This is a genomic window from Bacillus sp. FSL W8-0629 (assembly GCF_038593225.1).
GTDB classification, from domain to species: Bacteria; Bacillota; Bacilli; order Bacillales; family Bacillaceae; genus Bacillus; species Bacillus altitudinis.
The window spans coordinates 512,344-523,931 of sequence record NZ_CP151975.1 but is presented as its reverse complement, the minus strand read 5'-3'; the positions used below and the strand labels follow the sequence as shown (position 1 = coordinate 523,931).

The window sequence follows — 11,588 nt, the reverse complement described above, 5'->3', positions numbered from 1 at the left end:
TTTCACCTGTATCTTTACGAATTCTTCCTCTGTCAAGTATCCTTGACATAAGGGGGATCTAACGCATGAAGAATTTACTCGCCTATACGCTATTGCTCATCATCGGTTTTGTAACCGCTTTATACTTTGGTTTTTATCATATGATGCCTAAATCAGCGACGATCTTCGACGATGAACAGACTGGGCTGAAGGATCAGCTTGTGTTCAAATTCAGCCATGTTGTCGCAGATAATACCCCAAAAGGGCTGGCTGCAAAGAAATTTGCTGAGCTTGTTCATAAAAAATCCGACGGCAGGATCAGCATTCAAATCTTTTCAAACGGGAGTCTTTATTCTGATATTGAAGAAATTAATGCACTAAAAGAGAATCAAGTTCAATTTATTGCTCCGTCTACGTCAAAGCTCGGCATGCTGTCCCCTGAATGGCTGGCACTTGATCTGCCCTTTGCCTTTTCTAACTACGATGCTGTCCAAGAAGGGTTACATGGTGCGATTGGACAGAGACTGTTCGGCACACTGCAAAAAGACGGACTAAAGGGAATGGCCTACTGGACAAATGGCTTTAAGCAAATCACTTCGAATAAAGGCCCAATCAAGCAGCCTAGTGATTTAAAAAAACAATCTCTCCGTATTATGCAAAGTGACATGATTGAAAAGCAATTCAAGCTTCTTGGCGCAAAACCCTATCAGGAATCGTTTAATTCAACTTTTCAGCTGCTAGAAACAAAAAAAGTAGACGGTGAAGAAAATACAATTTCAAATATTTATTCAAAAAAATTCTATCATATACAAGACTATATGACGATCAGTAATCACGGGTATTTAGGGTATGTCGTCTTAACAGATCAATCCTTTTTTGATCGTCAAACACCTGAGACGAAGCGAATTTTACTCGAAGCGATGGAAGAAACAACGGCATGGAACGAAAAACATGCCGAACAAATGAACAAGGATCAGCTGGAGGATATTAAACGCGAATCTCCAATTGCCATACACGAATTAACACCAGCAGAGCGGCAAAAATGGATGAAGGCGCTCGATCCTTTGTATGATGAAGCAGAAAGGATCATCGGTTCCACCTTGATTAAACAAATCCGCGAGCTCCGGGCACGCTATGAATATTCTCTGATTCAAGCGTTTGAAGAAGATGCTGAGACCAAATAAAAAATCCCTTTAGAGAGGGATTTTTTTATGCGCCGGAGTCACGCTGTTCTTGCTGAGCGAGCTCCTCTAATCTTGTTAATATTCTGCGCTTTCGATATTGCATGATGCCTGTTTCAGCAATTCCTTTTAACTGTGAGCGGTTGGACGCTGCACCAAACAAAATCCCCGCAATTGGGACAAGTTGAAACAGCTTCTTCCAGCCAAACGAATCACGGTAGTTATATACGACCTCACGCCATCCTTGAATTTGAGAGATCATGTTTTCGTGCTTCCCTTCTGATGCATGATAGCTCTTCAGCTCTTTTAATATTGATTTTTTCCCAACAACGTCAGCAGAATTCAACTGTAAACATTTAATGATAAAGACTCGTTCTTCTTTATTTTTCGGATCATAGCCATAGGTGACGGCAATATCCTGTAATGTTTTTAAAGAGAGACCGAGGACAGCCGGGATATCTGCCGCTAATGTAAACATACCTCCGACACCTGTTGTCGCACCTTGTACAGTGGCGAGGTTTGTTCGGTTTTTCCCCATCTGATCACTAATGGCATCCATGACCTCGATCGGAGCCGCCTCAATATCTTCAATACGCTGAATCGATTCATCGGCACATTTCTTTTGAAATTGATGAATAATGCCTTTCTCTGACGTCAAATAGACACCGCCTGATTGAATGTAGTGCCCCATCTCATCTAATAACACACCGATTTTCTTTTGAATAAAGGCAGGGGTCAGCTTGTCCAGCATTTGAAATGGAAGCCGGCTGAGTTTCTCCCAAAACCATACCTTTTGCTGGTCTTTCTCCCATTTTTCAATCTCTTTTAATTGTGCTTTTAGCCACTCTCTTTCCTCCATGCCATTTGCCTCCTTAGATGCCGTTCAAGTATATGTCTGTTATTATACACAATCCTTGTCCATCATACGTATCGAACATTGAAGCGGTTCCGAAAGGTTTTAATCTCTTTTAAAACGGTTATTGCTTAGTAAACAAACAAAAGAGGAGTGATCAACATGTTAGGATTTCTGATTTCATTAGTTGTGGCGATTGTCATTGGTCTCATTGGGAGTGCACTCGCTGGAGGCAGTGTACCAGGAGGCTGGATCGGTTCAATGATTGCTGGGCTTGCAGGTGCTTGGATTGGTCATGGATTACTTGGAACGTGGGGTCCTAGTCTGGCAGGATTTGCGATCATTCCAGCGATCTTAGGAGCAGCCATTTTCGTCATTATTTTAAGCTTGATCTTCCGCAGCGTTGGATCAAGGGTTTCTTAAAAAACGATACAAAAGAAGAGGAAGCAGAGGATGCACCGCCTAAGATAAGAGGCGGTGTTTTTTATGTGTTGATTGACAAGGTATCTATTTTTTTCACTTACATATGATAAACAAACCTATTAGTTCAGATAGTTGACTTTTCATGAAGATGGGCATATGATGATTAAAAATTGCATCGAGTAAACTTTTTGTGCCAAAGCAAAACTTTGTAGAATCTAGGTGATGACATATGACAAACAAATACATCGAGGCACAGGCCCACATGTCAGTGGCAGCGGAGCGTGCACTTGAAGGAAAGGTGAAGGGTTTTAGAAGGCTTCTTCCTTTTCTCGGACCTGCTTTTATCGCCGCCATTGCCTATATTGATCCAGGAAACTTTGCGACCAACATTGCGGCTGGCTCGAAATATGGCTACCTTCTGTTATGGGTCATTCTCATATCCAATCTCATGGCCTTACTCATCCAGTCTTTGTCTGCAAAGCTTGGAATCGCAACAGGGAAAAATTTACCTGAAATTGCTCGAGAAGAGTTTCCAAAACCAGTCTCGATCGGTTTATGGATTCAGGGCGAACTCGTCATTATCGCCACAGATTTAGCCGAATTTATCGGGGCTGCCCTTGGTTTATACTTACTCTTTCGTATCCCGTTGCTTGAAGCATCGATTATTGCAGCGATCGGTTCTTTTGCCATTTTAGAGCTCCAAAGACGAGGTTATCGAGCATTAGAAGCAGGAATTACCGGTATGCTGTTTGTTGTCGTGATTGCTTTCGCTGTACAAACCTTTGTCGCCAAACCTGATCTTGCAAGTGTCGCCGGTGGACTGTTCATTCCAAGGTTTGAAGGGACAGACAGCGTACTGCTTGCCGCTGGTATTTTAGGCGCTACGGTGATGCCGCATGCGATCTATCTCCATTCAGCCTTAACCCAAAGAAGAGTCGTCGGCAGAACGGAAAAAGAGAAAAAGCTGATTTTTCGTTTTGAGTTTTTAGACATCCTCATTGCGATGATAGTTGCTGGCGCCATCAATGCCAGCATGTTGATTGTAGCAGCTGCTTTATTTTTTAAAAATGGTCTTTTTGTTGAGGATTTAGATGTAGCATTTCAGCATTTTGGAACTCTCGCAGGTCCTGTATCAGCGATCTTATTTGGTGTAGGTCTGCTTGTAGCCGGACTTTCCAGTTCTTCTGTCGGTACACTGTCAGGCGATATTATTATGCAAGGTTTTATTCAGTACCGAATTCCGCTGTATGTCCGCCGGCTGATTACCATCATTCCCCCTATTGCGATCATTGCATCTGGGGTCAATCCGACATCTGCGCTTGTGATGAGTCAAGTGGTCTTATCATTTGGAATTGCGTTTGCTTTAATTCCACTCATTTTGTTTACAAGTAAAAAACGAATTATGGGCGATTTGACGAATGCTCGCTGGGTAACCGGAATATCTTGGGTGATAGCAGCTCTTGTTGTCGCACTTAATCTGTTTTTAATTGTGGATACGTTTATGTAAAAGACAGTGATCATGCTGTCTTTTATATCGGGTTGTGGTAGAATTTCCCTTGAGAGGATGTGATCACATGTTTTTTTATCAGGATCAAGATCTATCCATGCGGCTGCTTGAACCAAGAGACGCGAGAAGTCTGTATCTGCTCATCCAACGCTCAAGAGAGCACTTACGTGAATGGATGCTATGGGTCGATTCGACGCAGACAGAAGAAGACAGCATGGCGTTTATTCAAGGTGCCATGCAGCAAGCTTTGCAAAACAATGGTTTTCAGGCTGGAATCTGGTCACATGGTGAACTCGTTGGTATCATTGGCACCCACCAAATTCATTGGATTAATCGGACGGTTTCCATTGGCTATTGGCTCGGGGAAGGCTATCAAGGAAAAGGCATCATGACAAAAGCATGCAAAGCGGTCATTCACTATTTATTTGAAGAGTGCGGTCTGCATCGCATTGAAATAAGGGCCGCTGTTGATAATCAAAAAAGCAGACGCATCGCAGAGCGTTTATCTTTTTCACTTGAAGGCATATTAAGACAATGTGAATGGCTGGGCGACCACTTTGCCGATCACTGTGTGTACGCACTTTTACAGCCTGAATATATGAAACAAAAAACGAATTCGATCAATCAGCCCACTTAATTGTGTCGATTGCATGAACTATTTTACAAAGTGAAGCTTTGTAGTATCCGTTGTGATTGGCATCTGATAAAATAGAAGGAAAAATCGAGGTATGATGTATGTCTCTTATTATTTTATTTTACTTATGGATTGTCCCTTTATTATTTGGCATTTTCTTCTCATTCCTAACAAAGAAAGCCACATACAAACGCCGCTTTGTCCCATCATATAGCATGGCAGGACTCAGCATCGTGTTTCTCATTCTGGCACTCGTCTTTTCAGCCAGTCATTTTCTATTCATTTGCGGTATGTTCCTATTCGCCACTACACTTGTCGGCACAGGCATCCCGTTATTTTTAGCCTTTACCAAAACACCTTCATAAACAAAACCACCTTTTCGCGATGGAAAGGTGGTTTCTTTTTTACTGCTGAGGCATTCGATAGGTCATCGTACCATTTGGGTTTTTTTCAATTACTTTCACAATGTCTTGAAGGATCTCTGACGCTCGATCGCTTGAGTCATACTTGCCGAGCGTCTTGACCCAAGAATCACTGCCTGCGATAAACCCTTCAATCTTTTTACCGGTTACTGTGACTTCGTGAACATTAACGAAACTTTGTTCGTTTTGCGTGAAAATCCATAGCATGGTTTATTCCCCTTTTTTTGTGGTGATTGGGTTAGTTTAACATATGATTCCCAATTATGTGTGGGGTGATTTGGTATGAAAGTGAATTTACAGTTTAAAAAACCTTGATTTTATCAGAAAAATCAAGGTGAAATTTTCCATCTATGATAATCGTAATTCCTTCTACGAGTTCACCCATATTTTTATTTTCAAATTTCTCGGATATGATACTTATTTTATTGTCAATCTATGTTTTCACCGTTTCTTTCAAAATTTTATAAAATGATCCTATATATAACATTCCACGTAGAATTCAATCACCAAAGGACTTCTACAATTGCATGAAAATCCCTATGCTCAAGAGAAAGGTCATTAGACAAACAATCTTATGTACGAAAAAACGATGGCTTATTTATCCATCGTTTTCTTTAAGTTCTCTACTTATTTAAAATCAATTGTTTTTCATTTTCTAAAAACTCTTCTACAAGTTCTTTCATTGTTTTTTGTGAATCATGGGGATAATAAAATGCGTCTGATACTTCTCTAAAAAAATCATACATATTTTCGGGCGTGTGAAAGACTGAGAAAATATGTTCAATTTCTTCAAAGATGGTATCATCAGTTGAGTGAGTATATGCTTCTTTCATAATACTATATAGCCACTTATGATATTCTCTCGTCATGTCTTCCGAAGAATTATCAGAGATTATGCTTTCAAGTATATCATCTACCTTTACTTCTTCTTGTTCCCACGCTAATTCAAGAATGAGCTCGTTATCATCATGAGGGTTATTTTCTAGATATTCCACTGCATAGTTTGTTACTTCTAAGGCAGGAATTAAATTATACTGTCTACCAACAAACAACGTAGCCCAATTACATTCAAATCCACTTTTCTTGATTATTTCAATTTTATACAATTTTTTATTTCCCCCATTGATTTATTTTTCCTGTAACTTTGCCGTCAGGTATAAAAGTTCTATGGGTTACTTTGTTAGTTGTTGGATCTACAACCCATTCAAACACGCCATTTCTTATCTCTTTCGACTGTATCATTTCAGGTGCATTATTCTTAATTTTTACAAACTTTGTCTCATACTTAACCATTGATCCCTCAATTTGATACAACGAATCCATATGTCCTCTTCTATTCGGCAAATCAAATCTTTTAGAATGAACTGCATAGTTGTCAATAATATCATTAAATCTATGATAAAAATCATCTTTTAATGCACTACCTACTCTTGGATTATCTAAAACCGGATGCTTAAGTTCACTCGTACTCTTAATCCCCATCTTCCCACGAAAACCTTTCGATCCAAACGGTAAAAGCATTGTAAGCGCCGCATTCATACTCGCTTCCTGTTGTTCTTTCGAGACTTTATTTCCAAACATGTCTCGACCCGTAATCGCTTCGCTGAAGCCGTTGGTCGCGGTGAGTCCATATAAGCCTTTTTGTGATGTTTTCAACGCATCGAAAGACTTCTGTGATGTCTTGTAAATGTCGACCGCTCTGACTGCGGCGGACGTGGCTTGAGTCGTTTTATAGACGGCTTTTCCGCCTTTGAAAATACGTCCTGCCCAGCCGACAATCGGGATGTATCCTGCTGCTGCCATGCCGCCTGCGGCGACTCGCTGGCCTGCGGTAAGTTCTTCACCTGTGATCGGATCGACACCTGTTGCGGCACGTTTTGCATCGTTCACGCCTGTCAGTTCATTGACGATATTTCCTCCGTAATCAAGAGCTTTTTCATACCACGGACGGTTGGCGAGTGCTTCTTGTTCCTTTGCGATCTTGCGGGCTTCTTCTTGATCTTTTTTGATTTTTAGATATTCAGAAGTTTGCTTCTCAATATCGCTTTTTGCCTTGTAGATTTCACTATTTTGATACGCTTTCTTGTCAAAATTCATAGGCGAAATGGATTTTCCGTCATTTGTGGCATTGATCATTTCTGCGTACAATGCCATTGTAGCCTTCTCCTCAGTCTCTGACAAAGCATATTCATCTTTTAGATTTTGATCAAGTTCTATTAAATCTTTAACCGTTTTCTTCCGTTCATCTTCCGCATCTGCAATCTTTTCGTCAAAGTTTTTACTATCAAATACCTCCAGAGAAATGAGGTCATCAATATCTTGAAAAATCGTTTTGAGTGCCTTTTTTTGATCCTTCACGATGCTTTTGGCATTCTTGATTCCCATATGTACAGCGTTGTCTAAAAAGTGTTCTTCTACAAAGGTGTCGCCGCCAAAATTTGTATCATCAAGTGTCCCAGAAACACCTTCATGAAAGGCTTTTTGTTTATCAATGAAGCTAATAAACATGTCCACATTTCCTGCAAGTTCTTTGTAGAAGCTTTTAATGTTATCGGCACCTTTTCCAGTGAAGTCGTCACCGAGATTGGCAACACCTTGAAGTGCCTTTTTTAAATCTATCATTTGTTCACGGAGTTCCTGATAGTGTTTTGCCCTTGTATCCATGGCACTGGTTAGTGCTTTTGCATCAAGTATCTTGCCCAGATTAAGCCACTCCCTCCATTATTGATCATAAAGTCTATTTTACCTTTCTCACCGAATTGGAAAAATAGGCTTTAAGTTGCAAAAAATCCAGTCTCTATATTTTTATACAGAAGAAAACAAGTGACAATTGAAACGATTTTACCTATTCAACAAAAAAAGTCAGTCTCCCTAATTGGAAGACCGACTACCTGCTGTTTAGAAAAAGCGTTTAAGGCTTTTCTTGAGTGGAGGGATATCCAGCTCACCTTTTTCAAAGAATTTTTTCAATAAATATTTACTAAAACCTGCTGCTTGTGTGTACGTGATTTTACCAGGTAACGGTGGTTCATTGGTCACCGCAACATCAATGATCACAGGTTTATCAGATTGAAGTGCTTGATCAAAGGCTGGTGCTAGTTCTTCATGTGATGACACCGAGATTCCTTTACCACCGCATGCTTCTGCAAATTTTGCAAAATCAATATCTTCCAGCTCTATACCATAGTTGATGTTGCCTTTTACCTGTTGTTCATATTCAATCATACCAAGGTTGTTGTTGTTTAAGATCACAACGACAATTGGCAGTTTATATTTTACTGCCGTCACAAAATCTTGCATCACCATTGTGAAGCCTCCGTCACCACAGACAGCAATGGCTTGGCGGTTTGGTTCGTTTAATTTAGCTGATATTGCGCCAGGTAAACCACAGCCCATTGTGGCAAGCCAGCTGGAAATAATGAAATCCTGCTGCTTCATTTCGAAATGACGTGCCATCCATACCGTCACATTACCGACATCAACTGAAAGAATGGCATCATCATCGACCGCTTCTTCTAATCTAGCGATGACTTGCTGCGGTTTAAGCGGTGATGTGGCAATAGATTTTTCCTTATCCATTTCTTCTCGCCACTTCATCATATGCTCTGTACAAGCTTCAAGGAAACCGCGCTGCTCTTTATATTCAATATAAGAGGTTAGTTCATGAAGACCAGTCTTACTGTCACTTACAATCCCCACTTCTACTGGATATCTTTTACCGATCTGATCCGGTTTGATATCCAATTGAATGGCAGGTGTGTCTTCCGGTAAGTAATCCCTATATGGGAAGGAGGTTCCAAGCATGATTAATAAATCGCACTCTTCCATCGCTTCATATGCAGGCTTCGTCCCGATCTGACCTAGGTTCCCTAAAAAGTATGGATGCCTGTCTGGAACAACACCTTTTGCTGGAAGTGTAATGACGATCGGTGCAGCTGCCTTTTCTGCAAACGAAAGAAGTTCTTCTTTAGCATTTCTTAATCCTTTTCCTGCTAAGATGACTGGCTTCTTCGCATTGTTAATGAGTTGAGCAGCCTTTAGCAGTTGATCTTTCTTCGGCCGCACATCTCCCTCTACATAAAGAGGTGATGTATAAACGGGACTCCGCTTAATTTTCTGAGAAAATAAATCATCTGAGACAGTGAGAACTGCCACCCCTTTATGGGTATACGCAGCTTTGATGGCTTGGTTCAATAAGTCAGGCAGAGCTTCTGCTGTTTGTACTTGCTGATTAAAGACAGCAACATCGTCAAACATCCGCTCTAATTTGATTTCTTGAAATGCATCTCTGCCTACTTCAGTTGAGGCAACCTGCCCTGCAATCGCTAATACAGGTGCACCATCCGCTTTTGCATCGTATAGTCCATTTAATAAGTGGACAGCACCTGGCCCAGCAATTGATAAACAAACACCAAGTTTGCCTGTTAGTTTCGCATCAGCTGCTGCTGAAAGTGCTGCCACTTCTTCATGTCTTGTTTGTATAAATTGAATTTTGCTTGATTCATGCCTTAGTTCTTCGATTAATTCGTTAATACTGTCGCCGGGCATTCCATAAATATGTTTCACGCCCCACTCTTCCAGTAGCGCTGTTACTTCTTTTCCTGCGGTTCTTTGCGGCATGTGAGAAAACTCCTTTTTTCTTACTCCATACCACCGCACCCTTTTGATCAAACGTTTCAACTTGCTCTTGTTACTTTTTAAAGTGATATGGAAGAGTGGCGACAACAATATCCCGTTTCCATAATAAACGGAACCTTAATAAGAAAGCAGATTGATTATGCAAAATGGTGTGCCATCTTTTTTTCGGAATAAATTGAGGGACGAGTACCATCACTCTATATTGATGCGCATTTGCTTTCGCTTCAATCGTTTCAAGAAACTTATCAAGCGGGTGAATGAGACTTCGATAAGACGAATGTAAAATCACAAGACGCACATCACTATTCAGCTTTTCCCAATCAGCTTCAATTTTCTTGTCTTTCTCTTTATCAAACGATACATGAACCGCTATGACCTGGTCTGATAAGGATTTTGCATATTGCACAGATTGTTCGACGACACGTGTGACACCTGCTATTGGGACGATGACTACATTTCCTTTGATTTCGACAGGCTCGGTTGCATTCAATAAACGTAATTGTTCTCCAACAGACAGATAATGTTTCTTAATAGAATGAAAAATAAATAGAACAATTGGCATGAAAACAAATACCGGCCATACAAGATGGAACTTGGTCAAAATGAGAATCATGAAAACCGTAAATGAAATAAGTGCTCCCACGATATTGATAGGCATTTTCACTTTCCATCCCTGTGGTTTTTCACGAATCCACTTTACACACATACCTGTCTGAGACAAGGTAAATGGAATAAACACACCGACAGCATAAAGTGGAATGAGGTGTTCCGTTCTCCCATCAAATAGCCAAATAAGCAGCATAGAAGCTACACCTAAGAAGATAATACCATTGGAATAACCGAGTCGATCTCCTCTCACTGTAAACATGCGCGGCATATATTTATCCTTTGCTAAGTTGACAGCCAATAATGGAAAAGCTGAAAAACCTGTGTTTGCCGCTAATATTAAAATTAAAGCTGTGACAGCTTGAATGACATAGTAGAAAAATGTCCGTCCAAATGTGTCTGATGCAATCTGTGACACAACCGTTTCTTCTGGCTTTGGCGAGATGCCAAAACCAAACGCAAGCAATGTCACTCCTACAAATAGAACGGCCAGTAATCCCCCCATCATCAATAAAGTTCTCGCTGCATTTTGTGCAGCTGGTTTTTTAAAGGATGGAATTGTATTAGAAATCGCTTCAACACCAGTTAAAGCAGAACAGCCAGACGAAAATGCCTTTAATAAAAGAAATAACGTGATGCCTGATACATGTGTGCCAAATGCTGTATGTTCAGGTGCTGGCGGCACTTGCCCTGTTAATAGTTTAAACCCGCCCACCCCAATTAAAATGAGCAATGAAAAGACAAATAAGTACACAGGATAAGCCAAAATAGATGCCGACTCTGTCAGTCCACGAAGGTTTAACACCATAATTACTAGGACTAATACGATTGAGATCATGACATGATATGGATATAGAGCTGGAAAAGCCGATGTGATCGCATCGGTCCCAGCAGAAATGCTCACTGCTACGGTTAAAATGTAATCGACGAGTAATGATCCACCAGCAACCAGCCCTGGTTTTTCACCTAAGTTTCTGCTGGAGACGACATACGCCCCGCCGCCTTCTGGATAAGCATAAATAATCTGGCGGTAAGATAGAATTAACGCCATTAAAAGAATTAATACACAACCTGCAATCGGGAGTGAGTACCAAAACGCTGCCGCACTAACAACTGATAGAACAATCAAGATTTGTTCTGTACCGTATGCGACTGACGACAATGCGTCTGATGACAATAATGCCAAAGCTTTGATTTTTGATAGTTTTTGTTCTCCTGCTGCCTGTGATTTTAATGGTTTACCAATTAAAATACGCTTCATCAAACTGTACATGTGATGCCCGCTCCTTTAGTGTCAAACGATTTGAGTTACAAAATTTGGATCGCCAAAAAGACACAGAGGCAA

General features: G+C 40.6%; 11 protein-coding genes. 5 read left to right on the top strand and 6 right to left on the bottom strand.

Features of this window, described 5'->3' with window-relative positions:
* The first annotated feature begins 65 nt into the window (after positions 1-65).
* Positions 66-1,163, top strand: a complete 1,098-nt coding sequence (locus tag NSQ17_RS02535) for a TRAP transporter substrate-binding protein (RefSeq protein WP_341015012.1) — start codon at positions 66-68, stop codon at positions 1,161-1,163.
* Positions 1,164-1,188: 25 nt separating this feature from the next.
* Here the strand turns inward: NSQ17_RS02535 and NSQ17_RS02530 are convergent, their stop codons facing one another.
* A complete protein-coding gene (locus tag NSQ17_RS02530; RefSeq protein WP_024720476.1) occupies positions 1,189-2,019 on the bottom strand; it encodes an EcsC family protein in 831 nt (276 codons plus the stop codon).
* Between the two features lie 156 nt (positions 2,020-2,175).
* On the opposite strand from NSQ17_RS02530, the gene NSQ17_RS02525 reads away from it, so the two are divergent.
* From NSQ17_RS02525 to NSQ17_RS02510, 4 genes are all read left to right on the top strand, one after another.
* On the top strand, positions 2,176-2,436 hold the full coding sequence (locus NSQ17_RS02525) for a GlsB/YeaQ/YmgE family stress response membrane protein (RefSeq protein WP_003214275.1): 261 nt from the start codon (positions 2,176-2,178) through the stop codon (positions 2,434-2,436).
* A 229-nt stretch (positions 2,437-2,665) separates the two neighbouring features.
* On the top strand, positions 2,666-3,943 hold the full coding sequence (locus NSQ17_RS02520; protein ID WP_072368454.1) for an Nramp family divalent metal transporter: 1,278 nt from the start codon (positions 2,666-2,668) through the stop codon (positions 3,941-3,943).
* Positions 3,944-4,010: 67 nt separating this feature from the next.
* The gene (locus NSQ17_RS02515; protein ID WP_008346964.1) at positions 4,011-4,580 is read left to right on the top strand and encodes a GNAT family protein; all 570 of its coding nucleotides are present in this window, start codon (positions 4,011-4,013) and stop codon (positions 4,578-4,580) included.
* Between the two features lie 98 nt (positions 4,581-4,678).
* Positions 4,679-4,942, top strand: coding sequence for a hypothetical protein (locus NSQ17_RS02510; RefSeq protein ID WP_008346966.1), 264 nt, complete (start codon positions 4,679-4,681; stop codon positions 4,940-4,942).
* 39 nt (positions 4,943-4,981) lie between these two features.
* On the opposite strand, the gene NSQ17_RS02505 is transcribed toward NSQ17_RS02510, so the two are convergent.
* The 5 genes from NSQ17_RS02505 to NSQ17_RS02485 all read right to left on the bottom strand — a co-directional run bounded on the left by NSQ17_RS02505 (position 4,982) and on the right by NSQ17_RS02485 (position 11,516).
* A complete protein-coding gene (locus tag NSQ17_RS02505) occupies positions 4,982-5,206 on the bottom strand; it encodes a hypothetical protein (protein ID WP_024720475.1) in 225 nt (74 codons plus the stop codon).
* A 416-nt stretch (positions 5,207-5,622) separates the two neighbouring features.
* Positions 5,623-6,105 carry a DUF2247 family protein gene (locus tag NSQ17_RS02500; protein ID WP_024720474.1) on the bottom strand — a complete coding sequence of 161 codons (483 nt, stop codon included), beginning with the start codon at positions 6,103-6,105 and terminating at the stop codon, positions 5,623-5,625.
* Between the two features lie 4 nt (positions 6,106-6,109).
* Positions 6,110-7,702 (bottom strand): T7SS effector LXG polymorphic toxin, encoded by a 1,593-nt coding sequence (locus NSQ17_RS02495; RefSeq protein WP_342468079.1) that lies wholly within the window; start codon positions 7,700-7,702, stop codon positions 6,110-6,112.
* Between the two features lie 195 nt (positions 7,703-7,897).
* Positions 7,898-9,619, bottom strand: a complete 1,722-nt coding sequence (locus NSQ17_RS02490; RefSeq protein WP_135010083.1) for a pyruvate oxidase — start codon at positions 9,617-9,619, stop codon at positions 7,898-7,900.
* A 70-nt stretch (positions 9,620-9,689) separates the two neighbouring features.
* Entirely contained in the window at positions 9,690-11,516 is a 1,827-nt protein-coding gene (locus NSQ17_RS02485) for an APC family permease (protein ID WP_342467817.1), read from the bottom strand.
* Between the last annotated feature and the right edge of the window lie 72 nt (positions 11,517-11,588).